18 protein-coding genes and 1 pseudogene are annotated in these 17,118 nt (G+C 65.4%); 5 read left to right on the top strand and 14 right to left on the bottom strand.

Features of this window, described 5'->3' with window-relative positions; genetic code table 11:
* The first annotated feature begins 1,401 nt into the window (after positions 1-1,401).
* Positions 1,402-3,033, top strand: a pseudogene (locus P8014_RS08305) (diguanylate cyclase).
* Positions 3,034-3,149: 116 nt separating this feature from the next.
* Here the strand turns inward: P8014_RS08305 and P8014_RS08310 are convergent.
* The gene (locus P8014_RS08310; RefSeq protein ID WP_337816847.1) at positions 3,150-4,508 is read right to left on the bottom strand and encodes a TolC family outer membrane protein; all 1,359 of its coding nucleotides are present in this window, start codon (positions 4,506-4,508) and stop codon (positions 3,150-3,152) included.
* A 251-nt stretch (positions 4,509-4,759) separates the two neighbouring features.
* A complete protein-coding gene (locus P8014_RS08315; RefSeq protein WP_337816848.1) occupies positions 4,760-5,461 on the bottom strand; it encodes a protein-L-isoaspartate O-methyltransferase in 702 nt (233 codons plus the stop codon).
* 174 nt (positions 5,462-5,635) lie between these two features.
* Between P8014_RS08315 and pap the strand changes: the two genes are divergently transcribed.
* Together pap and P8014_RS08325 are read left to right on the top strand one after the other, a co-directional pair.
* Positions 5,636-7,126 carry a polyphosphate:AMP phosphotransferase gene (gene pap, locus P8014_RS08320; protein ID WP_337816849.1) on the top strand — a complete coding sequence of 497 codons (1,491 nt, stop codon included), beginning with the start codon at positions 5,636-5,638 and terminating at the stop codon, positions 7,124-7,126.
* Positions 7,127-7,259: 133 nt separating this feature from the next.
* Positions 7,260-8,111, top strand: coding sequence for a UDP-2,3-diacylglucosamine diphosphatase (locus tag P8014_RS08325; RefSeq protein ID WP_337816850.1), 852 nt, complete (start codon positions 7,260-7,262; stop codon positions 8,109-8,111).
* 100 nt (positions 8,112-8,211) lie between these two features.
* On the opposite strand, the gene P8014_RS08330 is transcribed toward P8014_RS08325, so the two are convergent.
* Positions 8,212-8,694, bottom strand: coding sequence for a hypothetical protein (locus P8014_RS08330; protein WP_337816851.1), 483 nt, complete (start codon positions 8,692-8,694; stop codon positions 8,212-8,214).
* Complete coding sequence (locus tag P8014_RS08335) at positions 8,688-9,110, bottom strand: hypothetical protein (protein ID WP_337816852.1); 423 nt, start codon at positions 9,108-9,110, stop codon at positions 8,688-8,690. The genes P8014_RS08330 and P8014_RS08335 overlap by 7 nt, the downstream gene beginning before the upstream one ends.
* Before the next feature lie 108 nt (positions 9,111-9,218).
* Here P8014_RS08335 and P8014_RS08340 point away from each other — a divergent pair, with 108 nt between their 5' ends.
* Positions 9,219-9,599, top strand: a complete 381-nt coding sequence (locus P8014_RS08340) for a hypothetical protein (protein ID WP_337816853.1) — start codon at positions 9,219-9,221, stop codon at positions 9,597-9,599.
* Positions 9,600-9,614: 15 nt separating this feature from the next.
* On the opposite strand, the gene P8014_RS08345 is transcribed toward P8014_RS08340, so the two are convergent.
* Both P8014_RS08345 and P8014_RS08350 read right to left on the bottom strand, forming a co-directional pair.
* Entirely contained in the window at positions 9,615-9,851 is a 237-nt protein-coding gene (locus tag P8014_RS08345) for a BolA/IbaG family iron-sulfur metabolism protein (RefSeq protein ID WP_337816854.1), read from the bottom strand.
* Between the two features lie 131 nt (positions 9,852-9,982).
* Entirely contained in the window at positions 9,983-10,450 is a 468-nt protein-coding gene (locus P8014_RS08350; RefSeq protein ID WP_337816855.1) for a DUF6231 family protein, read from the bottom strand.
* Between the two features lie 227 nt (positions 10,451-10,677).
* Here P8014_RS08350 and P8014_RS08355 point away from each other — a divergent pair, with 227 nt between their 5' ends.
* Entirely contained in the window at positions 10,678-11,166 is a 489-nt protein-coding gene (locus P8014_RS08355) for a cyclic nucleotide-binding domain-containing protein (protein WP_337816856.1), read from the top strand.
* A 12-nt stretch (positions 11,167-11,178) separates the two neighbouring features.
* On the opposite strand, the gene P8014_RS08360 is transcribed toward P8014_RS08355, so the two are convergent.
* From P8014_RS08360 to mreC, 8 genes are all read right to left on the bottom strand, one after another.
* The gene (locus P8014_RS08360) at positions 11,179-12,534 is read right to left on the bottom strand and encodes an ATP-binding protein (RefSeq protein WP_337816857.1); all 1,356 of its coding nucleotides are present in this window, start codon (positions 12,532-12,534) and stop codon (positions 11,179-11,181) included.
* Positions 12,531-13,190 carry a response regulator transcription factor gene (locus P8014_RS08365; RefSeq protein WP_337816858.1) on the bottom strand — a complete coding sequence of 220 codons (660 nt, stop codon included), beginning with the start codon at positions 13,188-13,190 and terminating at the stop codon, positions 12,531-12,533. Before P8014_RS08365 ends, P8014_RS08360 begins: the two co-directional genes overlap by 4 nt.
* Positions 13,190-13,609 (bottom strand): hypothetical protein, encoded by a 420-nt coding sequence (locus P8014_RS08370; RefSeq protein ID WP_337816859.1) that lies wholly within the window; start codon positions 13,607-13,609, stop codon positions 13,190-13,192. Before P8014_RS08370 ends, P8014_RS08365 begins: the two co-directional genes overlap by 1 nt.
* 64 nt (positions 13,610-13,673) lie before the next feature.
* Positions 13,674-14,018 carry a hypothetical protein gene (locus P8014_RS08375; protein ID WP_337816860.1) on the bottom strand — a complete coding sequence of 115 codons (345 nt, stop codon included), beginning with the start codon at positions 14,016-14,018 and terminating at the stop codon, positions 13,674-13,676.
* Positions 14,019-14,128: 110 nt separating this feature from the next.
* Positions 14,129-15,307 (bottom strand): ribonuclease D, encoded by a 1,179-nt coding sequence (gene rnd, locus P8014_RS08380; protein ID WP_337816861.1) that lies wholly within the window; start codon positions 15,305-15,307, stop codon positions 14,129-14,131.
* Positions 15,304-15,615 (bottom strand): DUF1244 domain-containing protein, encoded by a 312-nt coding sequence (locus tag P8014_RS08385; RefSeq protein WP_337816862.1) that lies wholly within the window; start codon positions 15,613-15,615, stop codon positions 15,304-15,306. The genes rnd and P8014_RS08385 overlap by 4 nt, the downstream gene beginning before the upstream one ends.
* Positions 15,616-15,687: 72 nt before the next feature.
* A complete protein-coding gene (mreD, locus tag P8014_RS08390; protein ID WP_337816863.1) occupies positions 15,688-16,176 on the bottom strand; it encodes a rod shape-determining protein MreD in 489 nt (162 codons plus the stop codon).
* The gene (gene mreC / locus P8014_RS08395; protein ID WP_337816891.1) at positions 16,173-17,069 is read right to left on the bottom strand and encodes a rod shape-determining protein MreC; all 897 of its coding nucleotides are present in this window, start codon (positions 17,067-17,069) and stop codon (positions 16,173-16,175) included. Before mreC ends, mreD begins: the two co-directional genes overlap by 4 nt.
* Positions 17,070-17,118 lie beyond the last annotated feature (49 nt).

The following is a 17,118-nucleotide window of genomic DNA, read 5'->3' on the forward strand; positions in this document are numbered from 1 at the left end:
CGCAAAGAAACCGGCGAAAGAAACGCACCCCCAAAGCACTCTGCACCTGTGCCATTCGCAACTGCAGTAGGCTGGCGTGGGTTCAGGGCAAGGCGCGGCGCGCAGGCAATGGCCCGAGCCCTTGGCAAGCGCCGCAACGCAGCCCTGGGCGCACACCAGCCCACCCGAAGGGCGCCTCCAGGCTGTCCCGCCCCGGTGTTGCGCCGCTGGTGAAGGCAATGAGCCTTCCCTGCGCGACGCGCCTTGTGGCGAAACAGCCTGGAGTCGCTGCAGCCGCCAATGACACAGGCGCAGAGTGCTGTGCTTGTCCCTGACGGGGAACCTCGCGAACGTACCCCTGAACGGGGCCCGCAGCCATTCGCCGTCCGGGCGAAGGGCCGCTTGGCCGGCTTCCCTGCCGGCCCCCCCGACCAGGCGCACGCTCGCGAGGCAAGCGATCAGGGAGGCTCAACGTCAAAACCCGGTTTCCGTAGGTTGGGGTGAGTGCAACGAACCCCAACATGATCTGCACCGCCCGGGTTGGGGTGCGCTGCGCTTACCCCAACCCACGTTTCGATAGCCGAATGCGCAGCCCAAGTGTTTGGGCTACGTTCTGTTTTGACTTGCCGCTTCCCGTTCGGCCTTGCCTCGAGCGTGCACCCCGTCACGGGGCACCGCAGGCACTTGCCCTCCTGGCAAAGCCTGCTCGGGCGGCTTCCATGCCGCCCGACCCCGTGCCGGGGTGGGCGTTCGAGGTTTGCCCGTCAGGGTCAAGGCCTTTCGGGCGCCTTTCTTTCGTACCTTTCTTTGGGCGTGCAAAGAAGGGTACTCGGGCGCGTCACCTCAGCAGAGAGAAGTCCCACACCTCGAATCGCGCACGAAACAGACTCCCGTGGTCGGCGAGTACTTCGCGCCGGCTCGGAATTCCACCTTGGTCCCCGCCCGCCGTCGACCCCAGCCACTCAGCGAACCGCACAGTGCCGCCCGCTGCATCGGCTTGAATCTCCCCCCCGCATGACGCTATAAGCCCACGCACCAACAAACCACCCACAAGGAAACTGCCATGCGCAAACCAAACCGCCCGAAAACCGGGCAACCACCCCGAAACCGGCTGCACGATCATCCTCTGCTCGGCAAAGGTCAGGCCCACGGCAAAACTCGCAAGGCCGAACGCCGAAGCCAGAAGATCCGTCTACGGCGCGATGAGCGGGGTCAGCACAGCGCGCTTGCCGCTTGAGCGTGTTGTGCTGACCCCGCTCAGGGCGATGTCGGGCGGCTTTGCATATTATGATGAGTGCCCTATTACGTGCCGACGACAGGGGTATTCGGTAAACTCCCGCGATTGCATCGCCGAATGCGTGGGGGGCAGCAGGGGTGGAAGCTTGGGTATTGCTGATCGAGGCGTTCAGCGTTTATGGACTCGTGTTGTTCGCCCATTCGCTGCGCCGGCTGTTCGGTCTTGCCCACTATTACGCCCTGATCGGCGGCCTGACCGCGGTGATGTCCTGGGTGACCGACGCCCACGTCAAGGTCACCGTCGGCCCGGTAACGTTCCTGGTCGGTTCCACCGTCTTCTTTACCGCCCTGCTGCTGGCGGTGTTCGTGATCTACGTCTTCGACGGCCCCAAGGCGGCGCGTACGGCGATCTCCACCATCGTCGGCATCTCCGTGCTGATGCCGCTGTTCGCCATAGTGCTGCACCTGCAGATGCTGTTGTCGAGCACCACGCCGCTGGGCCAGGTGCCGGTGCCGAGCTTGCGCATCAACACCGCTTCGGTACTGACCACCATCGCTGACATGGTGTTCCTCGCCGTGGCATGGGAATACATGCATCACCACTTTAGGGGCGTGCCGCTGGTGGTGCGTACCTTTTTCACCCTGCTCGGCGTGATGCTGCTAGACGTCGTGCTGTTCAACACCGCAGCCTTCGCGGGTCAGCCGGGCTATCTGTCGATACTCGCGGGTACGTTCTCCGAGCGTGTGGCGGTTGCGCTGGTCGCGACGCCGGTGCTGTGGGGCTATCTGCACTGGCAGACACAGCATCGCAGCGAGACCATGCGGCACCAACCGATCCTGGCCATCCTGCGCGAGCTGACCGACGTTAGGCAGGAACTCAGTGCTGCGCAGCAGGAACTCGAGTATCGCCGCCACATAATGCAGCAGTTGCACGATAGCGAGCAGCGCTACCGTGAGCTGATTGAACATGCGCTGGAGGGCATTATGGTCGTGCAGACCGGTCAAGTGGTGTTGGCGAATCCGCGGGCGTCAGGTCTGCTGCGCAGCACGCATAAAGGTTGTCTTGGCATGCGCTTCGTCAATTTCTTTGCGCCGGACGAACGTCAGGGGCTGGCGGAACTGCTGCGGCTAACGGAACAGGATTCCGGGGCGCCGGATGCGGATGCGTTCGAGTTGATCGACGGCGATGGTGCGAGCCGTTGGCTGCAGATCCGGGCGGTGGCCATCGACTGGCGAGGAAGTCCCGCTACGCTGCTGTTTCTGAGCGACGTGACGGAACAACGCAGGACCGAGCAGCAGTTGTTGCGGCGCGCCAACACGGATTCGCTCACTGGTTTGTACAGCCGGCCGCACTTTCTGGAACTGGCGGAACGTGGTTTTGCCGATGCCGTGCGGCGTGATCAGCCGGTGGCTCTGATCAGCTTCGATGCGGATCACTTCAAGTCCGTCAACGATTGTTACGGACATCCGGTGGGCGATGCGGTCTTGCAGCATCTCGCCCGGCTGCTGAAGCGTGATCTGCGTGAAATTGACCTGGTCGGGCGCATGGGGGGGTAGGAGTTTGCCGTGCTGCTTCCGGGCGTGGACATGGTGCAGGCCCGGTCCGTGGCCGAGCGCCTGTGTACGATCGTCAGCCTGACCCCGGCGATGACCGAGCGCGGTGCGATTCAGTTGACCGTGAGTGCCGGCGTGGCCGAGCGCCGGGAGTGGATGAGTGATTTCGGAGCGCTCGTTCAGGCCTCGGACGATGCCTTGTTGAGTGCCAAACAGGCAGGGCGCAATCGCGTGGAATACGCGTTGTCTCCGGCGTCTGCCTAGGCGGCTGTCGTGGCCAGGGGGCGGGATCGTCTTCTACCCGGGCTCAGGGATGAAAAAAGGCGGTGGATGCCGGGCATCCACCGCCTTTTCGTTTGTTGTGTAAGGAGAGTGAATCCCTACTGCGCGTTCTTCTGCTGGGTGTCGGAGCCGGCCAGATAGGCATTGATGCGCTCGATGTCGGCCGTGGTCAGAACGCCCGCCGCTTGCTTCAGGCGCAGCGTGTCGACGAGATAGGTGTAGCGCGCCTGCGAATACTCGCTCTGTGCCTTGTACAAGTCGGACAGGGCGGTAAGCACGTCAAGCGAGGTCTTGGTGCCGACCTTGAAGCCGGCCTGGGTCGCCTTGACCGACGCCTCGTTCGACTCGACCGCCTGGCGCAGTGCCTCGACCTGGCTGATCGAGGATTGCACGTTCAGGTAGGCGGAGCGGGTCTGGCTGATGGTTTGGCGCTGCAGCCCCTTGAGTTCTTGCTGTACCTGCATGTATTTGTACTGTGCCTGGTCGGTCTGCGCGCTGACGCGGAAGCCGGAGAACAGCGGTACGTTGAGCTGCAGGGCGATGGCGTCATCAGTGATCTTACCGGACTGCGAGGCTCCGGTGCCGTTGTCGTTATAGCTGTGGCTGGCGACCAGATCGAGCGTCGGGTAATGGCCGGCGCGCTGCTTGCTGACCTCTTCGCCTGCGGCCTCGGCGTTGTAGCGCGCGGCGACCAGGGACAGATTCTGTTGCAGCGCCGCCTTGACCCACTTCTGCATGTTGGTCGGTTTGGGTGAAACCAGCGGCAGTTTGCCGGCCAGGGGCGCCAGCGGTTCCTGCCCCTGGCCGGTGATCACGGTCAAGGCTTCGCGCGCGGTGTCCAGCGTGCTGCGTGCCTTGATCGTCTGGGCCCTGGCCAGGTCGTAGCTGGCCCGCGCCTGCTTGACGTCGGTGATCGGCACCAGGCCGACTTCGTAACGTTTCTTGGCCTGATCGAGTTGGCGTCGGATGGCGCGATCCTGCGCCTTGCTGAAGCGCAGCTGATCCTCGGCGGACAGCACGTTGAAGTAGGCTTCGGCGGTGCGCAGGACCAGGCTCTGGCTGGCGGCGTCGAGGTTGGCCTGGGCTGCAGCCACGGCCTTGTCGGCCTGCTTGAGACCGGCCCAGTCGCTGTAGTTGAACAGCGTCTGGCTGAGGCTCACCGTGTAGCCGTTGCTATTGTACTCCTTGGATCCGTCGGGCACGGCCGCGCCTTGGGACACGACGCCGTTATAGTGCATGTGGTTGCGCGCGACGTTGGCGCTGAGATTGGCCTGGGGCAGCAGTGCCGACTGGGCGATCGGGGCATTCTGCCGCAGCGCCTTGTACTGTTGCTGGGCGGCCGCGAACTGGGCATCGTTCATGCGGGCCTGTTGGTAGATCTGCATGAGGTCGGCTGCTGAGGCGGTCTGCAGGGCGCCGAATGCGAGCAGGCCGAGCATTGCCTGACGGATTTTCATCGGTGACTCCGTATGTTGCGGATTGTGAAGGCGCCCTATGTCCGGCCGGAGTACGCCGATACGGCATGCCGGCTTCCGGTCTGGTATCCGTACCGTACAGGCTCGCGCTTGGACGGCCGGCGCCTGGAACGTGTCGCGAGGTAGCGCGACGGCCACTTTCAATCAAATGATTGGAAATGCTGTAATGGTAGCGCGGCGACTGAGTTCAATCAAATGATTGTTTGATTGCAAAACGCCGCGCTGCCGTCATTTCATAGCTGAAAAACCGCCGGTTTGCTGAGCCCACGCAGCGGCGCGAGCGAAGTCTCGAACAGGCTGATGCGGCTGAAGGCATGTTCGCCGCTACGGGTGATCAGCATGGCCTCCATCACGGGCGCCACGCCGACAACGGCGAACATGCGTCCGCCGGGGTTCAGCAGACGTTCGAAGGGGGCGGCCATTTCCAGCGTCGGGAGCGAGCCGGTCACGGCTACCACATCGTAGCGCTCGCGCTGGTGCGACCAACCGTGAGCGGCGTCGCCGGTACGCAGCGCCACGCGGTCGAGCAGGCCTAGTTCGGCCAGGCGCGGACGTGCGCTGTGCTTGAAATCCGGAATGATGTCGACGCTGTCGATCCGGGCGGCCAAGTGCGCTAGGCAGGCGGCAAGAAAGCCGCTGCCCGTGCCGATTTCGAGCACTGTTTCGTGAGCTTGCGGTGCCAGCGCTTGCAATAGGCGGCCTTCGACCTTCGGCGCCATCATGTGTTCGCCGTGGCCGAGCGGCAGTTCCAGGTCGCCATAGGCGAGGCGCTGTTGGTCGGGGGGCACGAAATGATGTCGCCACAGGCTGCCCAGCACGTCCAGTACGCGTGGATCGAGCACGTCCCAGGGGCGGATCTGTTGTTCGACCATGTTGAAGCGGAGCATGGCGAAATCGGTGCTGTCCTGCGGCACGCCGCTGCTGGCGTCGGTCATGAGTGCGAGCCTCAATTAGTATTTCGTCACAAGCCAAGATTCTGCAGGTTACGGGCACTTGGCGGCGCGGGCAAGCGTGATCGGCTTGGTAAATCTTGCTCGTGCAGTCTGGGCACAGGCCGTTACACTACGAGCGAGACAGCTGGTACGATCGGCGCGGCAGGAGACGAGATCATGTTCGAAGCAGCCGAATTGGGGCGCAAGCTCAGCAAAAACGAGTTCGACGAGGCCGAACCGGAACTGCGCGCGAGGTTGCTGCAGGCGCAGCGCGCGGCGCGCCAAGCCGGCCTGCCGGTGGTGGTGGTCATCGCCGGCGTGTCCGGGGCCGGCAAGGGGCAGGTCGTCAACCGCCTGTTTGAATGGTTCGATTCGCGCGGCGTGCAGGTACATGCCTACTGGGACGAGACCGACGAGGAAACCCAGCGCCCGCGCTGGTGGCGTTTCTGGCGTACCTTGCCGCCGGCTGGTTCCATTGCCGTCATGTTCGGCGCCTGGTACACCCAGACCATCTACGATCGCGTCGAGGAGCACGACGACGATGCCGCGCACGCGGCCGAGCTGACGCGCATCGCGGACGTCGAGCGGATGCTGGTTGCGGGCGGAGCCTTGATCGTCAAGTTTTGGTGCCATCTGTCGGAGAAGGAACAGTCTGCGCGGATCAGGAAACTGCGTAAGGACCCGCAGAGCCACTGGCACATGGCGCCTGAGACCGTGCACTACGCCAAGCGTTATGACGACTACGCCCGGGTCAGCGCACATGTCTTGCGCGAGACCGACACCGCCGAAGCGCCCTGGTACCTTATCGAGGCTACCGACCGCCGCTACCGGGATCTGACCATCGGCCGCACCCTGCTCGAGGCCATTGAAACGCGTTTGGCAGCGCCACCGGACGGCGTCGAACTCAAGACCTCGCATGCCCCCTCGTTGCCGGAGGGCGAGGACGCGCGCATTACCGTGCTCGATCATGTCGATCTCGGCGAAGTGCTGGAGCGCAAGGAATATCGCGACCAGATCGAGCACTACCAGTCCGAACTCAACCGCCTCGCGTGGGATGTCTTCCACGCGCGCAAACCCATCGTGGCCCTGTTCGAGGGGTGGGACGCTTCCGGCAAGGGCGGCACTATCCGCCGTTTGGTGCGTGCGCTGGACGCACGCCTGTACCGCGTCGTCCCGATCGCCGCGCCCACCGACGAGGAGGCCGCGCACCATTACCTGTGGCGTTTCTGGCGCCACCTGCCACGTGACGGTTACTGGACGCTGTTCGACCGCAGCTGGTATGGCCGCGTGCTGGTCGAGCGCGTCGAAGGCTTCGCCACCCAGCCCGAATGGGCGCGTTCCTACCACGAGATCAACGATTTCGAGGCGCAACTGGTCGAACATGGCGTGGTGGTGCTGAAGTTCTGGCTGCACATCGACCGTGAAGAGCAACTCGCGCGCTTCACCGCGCGCGAGAATACGCCCTACAAGCAGCACAAGATCAGCAAGGAGGATTGGCGCAATCGCGAGCGTTGGGACGACTACCGCTCCGCGATCAACGAGATGGTGGTGCGCACCAGTACCGAATACGCACCCTGGCACCTGATTCCCGCCAACGACAAGCGCTTCGCGCGGGTGGAGGTTCTGAGACTGGCGGTGGAGGCGCTGCAAGAGGCGCTGAAGGGATGACGGGAAGGCCCTCCCGAGGCCGCATGTTCACGTCTGGTCGCCTCATCGTCACAACACCGTCAAGCCAGTGCAGTCCGGGCGTCATCTTGCTCCCCCATAGTGCCGCCAACGAGGCTGATGGGAGACCGTCGCGATGCAGCCGCTCGAATATCGCGCCATTTTCATTTCCGACATCCATCTTGGTACCCGTGACTGCCGCGCCGAGTACCTGCTCGACTTCCTGCGCAACACCCATGCCGAGACGCTCTATCTGGTCGGCGACGTGGTCGATCTGTGGGCCATGCGGCGCCACGTGCACTGGCCGCCCGCCCACAGCGCCGTGTTGCAGGCATTTTTCGACAAGGCGGAGCAGGGTTGCCGTGTGGTCTACATCCCGGGCAACCACGATGAGACCCTGCGCGAATTCGTCGGCGTGAGCTTCAACGGCATCGAGATCCGTCGCGATGCGGTGCATGCCAGTGCCGATGGGCGACGCTTCTTCGTCAGCCATGGCGACGAGTTCGACGCCATGGTGCGCGGCAATCCGCTGCTGCATGTGGTCGGCGACCGTTTCTACGGCGTGCTGCTGTGGTTGAACCGCCAGGCCAACGGCCTGCGCCGTCGCTTCGGCCGCCCCTACTGGTCGCTGTCGTCCTGGATCAAGTCGCGGGTGGGCGGGGCCAAGCGCTACGTGCGCCGTTTCGAGCAGGCTGCGGCGCGTACCGCGGCGCACGAGCGCTACGACGGCTACATCTGCGGGCATATCCACAAGGCCGGGATCGAGCGCCACGGCGATACGCTGTACTGCAACGACGGCGATTGGGTCGAGCATTGCACCGCACTGGTCGAAGATCACGATGGCCGTCTGCAGCTGCTGCACTGGGCCGATCACAAGCGCGTCGATCGTCTGCACGAGGGTGATGAGGTGGTCGACGCCGGAATGCCGCTGCCAGGCAGTTTCGGCGGCGGTTGGAATCCGGCAGCGCTGCGCTCGTTGTCGCGCTGAGGGTCGTCTGCGCTGCGGTTCGATACGGGGTTTGCCAGGTTTGCCGGCTGGATGCCGGGCAAAGCGTTGTTACGCCATGGATGGCGCCTTGATTCTTGTCCTATTGCCGCAGACGCGGCAGCGGGGCGTTTCGTTCGTCGACCAGCCCGTGTTCGCGCAGCCACAGGCGCGCGTCTTCGGCGTCTTCGGCGAACCAGGCCGCGGTGCTGCCGAGGCGGAAGCTGTAGCCCCAGGCGTCCATGTCGCGCATCAGCCGTTCCCGGCCCACGCCGGGCAGCCGGTCGGCGAGCAGGATCTGCAGGTAGCACACCGCGTTTTCCTCCAGCACGTCGCCGCCGGCATCGGTGTGCAACTGCGCGCGCCGCCCGGCGTCCATGCACACGGCATGGCAGAACTCGTGCAGTAGCGAGTGCAGCGGCGTGTCGGGCCGGACATGGACGGTGTTGCCGATCAGACCGGCTTCGGGAGCGCCCCAGTACGAGCCCGGAATGCGCGTACCCTGCGGCACCCATGCGAGTTCGAGACCGTAATCGCGTACCAGGCCGCGCAAATCCGCCGGAGACATCTCGGCCAGGGTCAGCATGCGTCGTTCCCGGGCTTGTCCAGCTGCAGAGGCAAGGGTGGCGGTTCGCGGTTCCAGCCGCGCGGGCAGGCCTCGGGGTGTTCCCGGCACCAGGTCCGCGCCATTTCCATGTAGGCCGGAATCCGCGTGGTGAGGTAGAAGCGCGCCTGCTCGGCGCCGAGCACTTCCGGGGCACCGCTTTCGGCGACGATCACGCCCTTGAGCGCGGTGAGAATAACCGCGGCGGCCGGCTTGCGTTCTAGCTGGATTATCTGCGCCCATACGCCGGGCAGGAAATACAGCCGCACGATGTCCGGGCGCTGACTGAGCAGCATGCGCACCACGTTCTTGAGCGTGCGGTCGACTTCCGTCCAGTCGTTGACCAGGTCGGAACGGATCAGCTGAAGTATCTCCTCGCGGCCCTTGGGGCTGATCATCGGCGTGTCCGGCGGCAGCGCTGACGCAGTGGCGAGTATACAATCGCCGTTTCCGATTCGAATCGCCCGTCTGCGCTCAGTACGGTGGGCGTGGCTGGGAGTATCTCGATGTCGCAACGTATTGAAGGCCGGCTGATCATCGACTTGATGCGCGGATGTCTGTCCGAAGTGTCGGGAGTGCTCAAGAACATGCGTGCCGAACTCGCCGAGGAAGAATCCGGGCAGTTGATGCAGCGCAACGGCCTGCTGTTCTCGCTGGACATGAATCTGGCCGCGATACACATGCTCGGTCTGAAGCTGATGGAGGCGGATACGGCTGCCAGGGTCGTTCTGGAGCCTGCGGAGAAGGTGATCGTCGGTCTGTGCGGCAGCTTCATGGACGCGCCGCTCGCCCGGCTCATCGACGATGCGTTGGAAGGTTTTCCAGTGTCCGACGAGCGGGTGCGGCGCGAACTGGCGAGCGACGGCGAGGGCATGCGGCTGCAGTGATGTTCGCCGCGGCGCTCAGCGCGCAGCGAATTCTTCCGGCGTGTAGGCCTTGATGGTAAGCGCGTGGATGGCGCCGCTGGTGATGTGCTCGCCGACCACGGTGTAGACTTTCTGATGGCGCTTGAGCGTGGACAGGCCGGCGAAGGCATCGCTCACTACCTGCGCCTCGAATTTGCTGCCGTCGCCCTGCACCTCGACGCGGCTGCCGGGCATGTCCTGTTCTATCATTTGCTGTACTGCTTCGGGGGTCATTCGGTCTCCTTCGGACACCGTGTACGCCACGGCCGTTCCGGCTGCGCAGGTCCGGGCGCCGCGTGCTGCGGCTTTGCTCTGCGTTCTAGGGTGAGTGAGCCGGCCATTCTACTGTTCCTCGCAAGCCGGCTCTACCAGCGGTGCTTGTTCCATTGCTCTGGGTTTGCCCAGTTGCACGGATTCAGCCAATCGGGCGTGCGCTTGTAGTCGTAGAGGTCGAAGTGGTAAAGCGCTGCGCCGCCATCGCGGGGATAGACGTCGAACGGTTGAAGGCCGAGCGCGAGCATGCGCGGCGCTGGCCATTGCTCCGGGTCGGCGAGACAGTAGAGCGTTTCGGCCAGGCGGTCGCGCAGCAGGGCGATCAGTGTTTCGCCGCGGCTCGCCGACAGATGCTCCAGCGTGTCCGCGACCAGTGCGAGGCGACGGCGCGGCGGCATATCGGTCTTGCCCTCGAGCAGATTCGTTGCGTCGACTCGCAGGATTTCGGGTCGATCGGCCAGGGACGCCGCGAGCGGGTGATCGGGCGGTGTCACCAGCAGAATGCTGTGGGGCGCGAAATTGGTGGCAATGCGTTGCAGATCGAGCAGGGGGATGGACATGGTTTTGCGGGTTTCGGCGCAGGGGATTGCTCACAAGCCTAGCGTTTTCGCCGGTCGCTTGATACACGCCAAAAGAATGTATGAGCGGGATGATGCGCACGGAGTACACCGCGCAAGCCAGTGCCGTCCACGTAGTGGGTTATGCATCGCGTCCCTTACCGAGCCAGGCAGGCTGTTATACTGCGCGCGCGGTTGGGATTCGAAGAATTGATTGGGGGAGTTCCGAGATGCCGAAAAAAGTCGAGGATCTGGTCGCTTTCCTGAGCGAGCATGGATTGTGCGCCTCTCTGACCACCAAGGAAGTGGAAACCATCCTCGATTTCACAGAGGAGGTGTTCTATGACCGCGGGCAGATCGTGATGGACATCGGCGAGGTGGGCGAGGCGCTGTTCTTCGTCGTCGAGGGCGAGATCGTGCTGCTGTACGACACCGGCTCGATGGAAACCGAGGTCGGGCGCCGCCGCCAGGGCGAGCTGATGGGTGAGATGTCGTTCTTCGACCGTAAACCGCGTCTGACACGCATGCGCGCCACGCGCAACAAGACGCGCCTGCTCAAGCTGTCGCGGGCCATGTACGACCGCATGCGCGTCGAACAGCCCTTCATCACGGTGAATCTGCTGGAGTACGCAATCATCAGCCTGGATCGCCTGATCCGCGAGATGAGCACTGACGTGGCCGTGCTGACCGACTACTACTTCGCGCCGGGCAAGAAATAGCCCGCCTGCGCTTCAACCCGCCTCGCTGCGCCGCCCGCCCGGCGGCAGGTCGATCTCGACGCTGAGCCCGCCCAGCACCTCCGAGCGGCCGAAGGCCAAGCGTCCGTTGTACTGGGCGACGATGTCGCTGACGATGGCCAGCCCCAGGCCGTGTCCGGCGACGTGTTCGTCGGCCCGGGCGCCGCGCTCGGTCAAGCTGGCCAGCGTCTGCGGGTCGCCGCCGGGACCATCGTCTTCCACCCAGGCATGCAGGGCGCCTGCGGCGTCGGCCTCGACGCGCAGCAGGATGCGCCCGCGAGCCCATTTGCAGGCGTTGTCGAGCAGGTTGCCGAACAGCTCCAGCATGTCCTCCCGGTCGCCGGAGAAGGTTTGTCCGGCAGGCAGCTCGGTCTCGATTTCCAGCGTACGGTCGTGATGGATTCGGCCCGTGACTTCGGCCAGGCGCGCCAGCTCCGTGTCCAGCCGCAGGCGCATGCCGGGTACGCCGCCGCCGGCCATGCGTGCGCGCTTGAGTTCGCGGTCGATGCTGGCGCGCATGTCGCCGATCGCCTGGGCGAGGTCGCCGCGGACGTCGGGGGGGAGCGCGGTGCTTTCGAACTCGCTGATCTGCTGCAGGCGCGCCAGCGGCGTCTTGAGCGCGTGCGCCAGGTTGCCGGTGGCGCTGCGTGAGCGTTCCAGGCGTGCTCCGAGGCGTTCGAGCAAGGCGTTGAGTTCGTGCACCAGAGGGCGGATCTCGCGCGGAGCGTCCTCCTCGAGACGATCGCGCTCGCCTCGCTCCAATTGGCCGAGTTGGCGGCGAATGGTCTGCAGAGGGCGCAGTACCCCGCGCACCACCGGACGCTGCAGCAGCAGCACGGCGATTAGCGCGATGACGGTGAACAGCGCCAGGTAGCGCCTGAAGCGGGCGATGTCGGCGTCCAGCGCGGAGAGGTTTTCGGCCACGGTCAGATCGACGGTTTCCCCCTGCAGCGTGACCCGGCGCTGCCACACGAGAAGATGCTGGTTCTGCGGGCCGGTCACTCTGCTGAGTCGTGCGGAGGAGCCGGCGGGCGGTGGTCCGGCGTCGAGCTTGTAGTCCCACAGCGAGCGGGAGCGCAGCACGTCGCTGCCGGCGCGGATGACGTAGTAGTGGCCCGAGAACGGCCGTAGATAGACCGGGGCGACGAAGCGCGGCGCAATGCCGAGCTTGCCGTCGGAGGCGCGGCTCAGGCCGGCGAGCAGGGTCTCGCCGTCGTGCTCGAGACGGGCGGTGACGTAGTGCTGGGTGAGCCGCTGCGGCGCCATGTCGGTGACCAGCCAGGCGAGCGCGAACAAGACCAGCAGAATGCCGGTCAGCCAGACGCTGAGGCGGGTCTGCAGCGAGGTCATGCGTTCATCACGTAACCCTGGCCGCGGCGGGTCTGAATGCGTTCACGGCCGAGCTTGTGCCGCAGTCGGTTGATGTAGACCTCGATGACGTTGCTGTCGCGATCGTCGTCGTAGGCGTAGACGTGTTCGGTCAGGCGGGTCTTGGACAGCACCTGCCCGGGGTGGCGCATGAAGTAGCGCAGCAGGCGGAACTCGGTGCCGGTCAGCGCCAGCTCGCCTCCGTCGGGCAAGCGCACGATCTGCCGCCCTTCGTCCAGAGTGAGTCCGGCCACGCTGAGTTCGGGCGCCGGCTGTCCGCTGGCGCGCCGCACCAGGGCCTGCAGACGGGCCAGCAGTTCCTCGGTGTGGAAAGGCTTTGCCAGGTAGTCGTCGGCACCGGCCTGGAAGCCCTCGACCTTCTCCTGCCAGGCGTCGCGTGCGGTCAGAATGAGCACCGGCAGCGTGCGCGACTGCTCGCGCCAATGCCGCAGTACGTCGAGGCCGTTGCGGCGCGGCAGGCCGAGGTCGAGCACCACCACGTCGTAGGGTTCCTCCATGCCCATGAATTCGGCGTCAACGCCGTTGTCGACGGCATCGACGGCGTAGCCTTCCCGGCTCAGGCGTTCGCTCAGGCGGCTGGCCAGCGCATGATCGTCTTCGGCTAACAGTAGGCGCATCAGTCGTGATTGTGTGGCAGCGCGTCGCCGTTCAGGGCATTGTAGCGACGCTCGCGCACGACGCCGTCAGGGCCGAGCAGCTTGAGTTCGTAGATCCACAGGGCTCCCTTGCGATCGATCTCGGCGTCGAGCACGCGGCTGCGTGTGAGATGGTGGCGTTCGAGCAGTTTCTGCAGCTTGATCGGGACCGGCGCGGGTGCGGCATCATGACCGTTGAGGAGGGTGTCGCTCGACTGTCCGGGCCGGCTGTTGTGGCTCCCGCTGCTGTTCATGCCGGAGCCTGCCCCGGCGCTGCCGCCGCCGGCATTGCCCGCGCCGCCGCGCGCGAATGCATTGCCGCTGCCGGCGATAAGGCCGCACAGCGCCAGCATCGCGAGGATGCGGCGAACGGATGCACGTCGTGAGGGGCGGGGCTGCATGATCGTGTGCCTCGAAGTTTCGCCCCCGCGGTCGGCCCGCGGGGGCGGATGCCGGTCTCTAATACTACCGGCCTTTGCCCGTGCCGTGGCCGCCGTTGCCCGACTTGCCGCCGTTCATGCCGCTTCCGTCACCCATGTTGGTGCCGCCGTCCAGAACGCGGTAGCGGTACTCCGCCCGCTCCTGCACCATGTGTTTGGTGCCGCCGCGGAACTGGTATTCATAGCCGTCGTCGGAGACCGCTTTGAGGTGGATGCGGTCGTGCGACTGTAGTCGGTCCTGGGTGTGGGTCCAGTCTTCGGTGTGCAGGCGGTCCTGCGTGCGCAGCTGATCCGAGGCCAATGCGCTTCCCGCGATGCCGGTGGCAAGCAGACCGCCGGTTAGTGCGATGCCGAGAATGGTCTTGTTCATGATTGCTCTCCTTTCGTGTCGCCGGGAGCGCCCCGTGCGCTCCGTTCTCTGTGACGATGCCAGTGTGCGACCGGCGTGCTTAAACAGAGCTGAAAGGGTGAGCGGAGCTATCAGTCCTCCAGATGGACGCCGCTTTCATCGGCGCGCAGGCAACGCTCGCCGCGGCGTACCGCGAGCAGGGTGTCGCCGATGAGGCGGGCACGCCAGCCGCGCAGCACGGGCAGGTCGTCGTCGCCGCTGGCCAGGCGTTCGAGTTCGCGCCGCGTGGCGAGCATGGCGGCGCCGATGTTCTGGCGCTGGGCTTCGAGGCGTAGCGTCGCCATCAGCAGGTCCGCCAGCGCTTCCTGTTCGGTGCTCAGAACGAGGCGTTCGGCCGGCTGCGGACAGTCCGTTTCGGGGTGGTTGCGGGATTGCTCCAGCAGGTCGAGCAGGGCGCTGCCGTGGCGTTCCAGCGTGCGTTCCGGCAGCCCGCGGATGCGCGCCAGTGCGGCGGTATTGCGCGGCATGCGGCGAGCCACGTCGAGCAGCACCTCGTCGGCCAGTATCCAGCGCCGCGGCCGGTCGGCCTGCTGCGCCAGTTCCTCGCGCCACGCCGCCAGTGCCTGGGCGGCGCATAGCTGGCGTCCGTGCAGGTGTTGGATGCCGCGCAGCCGCGTCCATTGCGTCTGCGGATCGACGGTGTAGCTGGCCGGGTTGCTGAGTCGGCGGAAGTCTTCGTCCAGCCAGTCTACGCGGCCCAGTGCGGCGAGGCGTTCGCGCTGCTGCAGATAGATTTCACCGAGGTAGCGTACGTCGTCAGCGGCGTAGCCGATCTGCTCGGGGTCGAGCGGCCGCTGGGCCCAGTCGGTGCGAGCGTGGCCTTTCTCGAGGTCGATGCCGAGCATCTCCGAAACCAGCCGGCCGTAGCCCATCTGTTCGCCCAGGCCGAGCAGCGCGGCGGCGATCTGGGTGTCGAACACGGGGGCGGGCACGGCGCCGTAGAGCTGGTGGAAGATTTCCAGATCCTGATGCGCGGCGTGCAGCACCTTCACCGTGTTCGACGCCGTGAGCAGCGCGCGCAGCGGTTCGAGATCGGGCAGGGCGAGCGGATCGACGCAGGCGACCAGTTCCGGCGAGGCGATCTGGATCAGGCACAGGCGGGCGCGGTAGGTGCGCTCGCGGATGAATTCGGTATCCAGCGCCAGCCAGGGAGAACCCGATAGCCGCTCGCAGAGCGCATCCAGCGCCTCGGGGGTGTCGACGTAGAGGTCATGTGCGCTGTCGATGCGCACCGTATCTGTGTCGCTCATGCCGGTTCGTTCTCCGAGCTGCGGCTGGCGGCGGCGAAGGCGGCTTGTTGTTCCGGAGTGGCTTCGCGCTGGTAGCGTTCCTTCCACTGCGCGTAGGGCATACCGTAGACGATTTCGCGCGCAGCGTCGTAGTCGATGTCCAGGTCGCGCTCCTCGGCCGCGGCGCGGTACCACTTGGACAGGCAATTGCGGCAGAAGCCGGCCAGATTCATGAGTTCGATGTTCTGCACGTCGGTGCGTTCGCGCAGATGCTTGAGCAGGCGGCGCAGAACGGCGGCCTCGATCTCGGTGCGGGTTGGTTCGTCCATGAGCGGATCTCCATTGGCGATTGGCTTGCCGACAGCGTAGCCGGTCTCCGGGGGCGGGGCGAGTGTCGTGCGTCAGCTGCCGAAGTTGAGCCTGCGGCGGAATCCGCGCAGCAACAGGTATACCGCGGGCCAGATGAGTATGTCGGTGCCCAGCGGGAACCAGTAGGCCCAGGTGCCTGGAGCATGCCCGGTGATGCCGTAGACCCACAGGATGAGCAGCCGATACACGGCGAGCATGAAGCCCACGCTGATGGCCTGCTGCCAGAGCGGATAGACGCGCACGCGCTGGTGTACGCGGATGCTCAGATAGGACAGTACGGCGAGCGCCATGGCGTGCTGGCCGAGCAGCGTTCCGCTGAGCACGTCGAGCAGCAGTCCGAAGATCCAGGCGCTGCCGGGCCCGAAGCGCCGCGGCAGCGCCATACTCCAGTAGGCGGCAGCGAGGGCAATCCAGTCCGGGCGGAACGGCACCAGGGCCTGGGGCAGGGCGATGATGTGGAGGCCCATGGCCACGATCAGGGTCAGCCAGATGCCGACCACGGCGCCGCGTGTTCGACTCATGGCTTGGACGCCTTGGGGGCGGGTGCGGGCGGTTTGTCCGGATTGTGCGTGGGTGTATTCCAGATCAATAGCACCTCGCGATGCCGGCCGAGTGCGGCGACCGGGCGGCAGCTGACCTGCGCGAAGGGGTCACCGGGAGTGCGTCCGATCGAGGCGATCGTGCACACCGGATAGTCGGGGGGAAAGCGTCCGCCCAGCCCGGAGGTGACGATCTGGTCGCCGACCCGAATGTCCGCCGTATTGGGCGCGCTGCGCAGGCCGAGCGAGTCGGACTGTCCGGTGCCTACGGCCAGCAGGCGCAGGCCGCTGCGCACGTCGATGACCGGCACGGCACTGCCCGGGTCGGAGATGAGCAGGACCTCGGAGCTGAAGGGGCCGACCTGGATGACCTGACCGAGCAGGCCGTTGGCGTCGATCACGGGCTGACCGAGATAGGCGCCGTCGCGCTTGCCCTGGTTGATGACGATGCGCTGCGTGTAGGGGTCGAGGTCGACCGACAGCAGCCGCGCGATCTTGACCCGCGCGGTGGTGCGTTCGGAGGCGTTGAGCAGTCGGCGCAGGCGAGCGTTTTCCTGGCTGACCGCGTCGAATTTCTGTTGCCGGGCCTGCAGCAGGAGGTTCCGCTGCTGCAACGTCGCGTTCTCGTGGATCAACTGCTGATGGGAGGACAGCTCGGCGCTCAGCCAGGCGAAGGTGCGCTCCGGCTGCGCGACCGCCTCGCGCAGTGGCGCGACCGCGTACTGAAGGTAATAGCGAACTTCCCGCAAGGCGGTGAAGCGTTGGTCGACGGTCATGAGAACCACCGATACCAGCACCAGCAGGAACGTCTTCAGGTGCAGCGCCGGGCCGATATTGAAAAGTGGCTGCTTGATGGCTGTAACCTCTTGCCTCAGCCGGCTGCCGCGGCGGCGTTTCGCAGATGCTTACTCGAACAGCGCAGCG

Source organism: Acidihalobacter sp., from assembly GCF_037381185.1.
GTDB lineage: Bacteria > Pseudomonadota > Gammaproteobacteria > DSM-5130 > Acidihalobacteraceae > Acidihalobacter_A.

What these genes read in the sequence shown, in the direction of transcription:
- P8014_RS08360 (WP_337816857.1), bottom strand. Translation starts at nt 12,534, where the DNA reads ATGACCTCGCTGCAGACCCGCCTCAGCGTCTGGCTGACCGGCATTCTG.
- P8014_RS08325 (WP_337816850.1), top strand. Translation starts at nt 7,260, where the DNA reads ATGCAGCCGCTCGAATATCGCGCCATTTTCATTTCCGACATCCATCTT.
- P8014_RS08315 (WP_337816848.1), bottom strand. Translation starts at nt 5,461, where the DNA reads ATGACCGACGCCAGCAGCGGCGTGCCGCAGGACAGCACCGATTTCGCC.
- pap (WP_337816849.1), top strand. Translation starts at nt 5,636, where the DNA reads ATGTTCGAAGCAGCCGAATTGGGGCGCAAGCTCAGCAAAAACGAGTTC.
- P8014_RS08330 (WP_337816851.1), bottom strand. Translation starts at nt 8,694, where the DNA reads ATGCTGACCCTGGCCGAGATGTCTCCGGCGGATTTGCGCGGCCTGGTA.
- mreD (WP_337816863.1), bottom strand. Translation starts at nt 16,176, where the DNA reads ATGAGTCGAACACGCGGCGCCGTGGTCGGCATCTGGCTGACCCTGATC.
- P8014_RS08335 (WP_337816852.1), bottom strand. Translation starts at nt 9,110, where the DNA reads ATGATCAGCCCCAAGGGCCGCGAGGAGATACTTCAGCTGATCCGTTCC.
- P8014_RS08345 (WP_337816854.1), bottom strand. Translation starts at nt 9,851, where the DNA reads ATGACCCCCGAAGCAGTACAGCAAATGATAGAACAGGACATGCCCGGC.
- P8014_RS08350 (WP_337816855.1), bottom strand. Translation starts at nt 10,450, where the DNA reads ATGTCCATCCCCCTGCTCGATCTGCAACGCATTGCCACCAATTTCGCG.
- P8014_RS08355 (WP_337816856.1), top strand. Translation starts at nt 10,678, where the DNA reads ATGCCGAAAAAAGTCGAGGATCTGGTCGCTTTCCTGAGCGAGCATGGA.
- P8014_RS08385 (WP_337816862.1), bottom strand. Translation starts at nt 15,615, where the DNA reads ATGGACGAACCAACCCGCACCGAGATCGAGGCCGCCGTTCTGCGCCGC.
- P8014_RS08370 (WP_337816859.1), bottom strand. Translation starts at nt 13,609, where the DNA reads ATGCAGCCCCGCCCCTCACGACGTGCATCCGTTCGCCGCATCCTCGCG.
- P8014_RS08365 (WP_337816858.1), bottom strand. Translation starts at nt 13,190, where the DNA reads ATGCGCCTACTGTTAGCCGAAGACGATCATGCGCTGGCCAGCCGCCTG.
- P8014_RS08340 (WP_337816853.1), top strand. Translation starts at nt 9,219, where the DNA reads ATGTCGCAACGTATTGAAGGCCGGCTGATCATCGACTTGATGCGCGGA.
- P8014_RS08375 (WP_337816860.1), bottom strand. Translation starts at nt 14,018, where the DNA reads ATGAACAAGACCATTCTCGGCATCGCACTAACCGGCGGTCTGCTTGCC.
- P8014_RS08310 (WP_337816847.1), bottom strand. Translation starts at nt 4,508, where the DNA reads ATGAAAATCCGTCAGGCAATGCTCGGCCTGCTCGCATTCGGCGCCCTG.
- rnd (WP_337816861.1), bottom strand. Translation starts at nt 15,307, where the DNA reads ATGAGCGACACAGATACGGTGCGCATCGACAGCGCACATGACCTCTAC.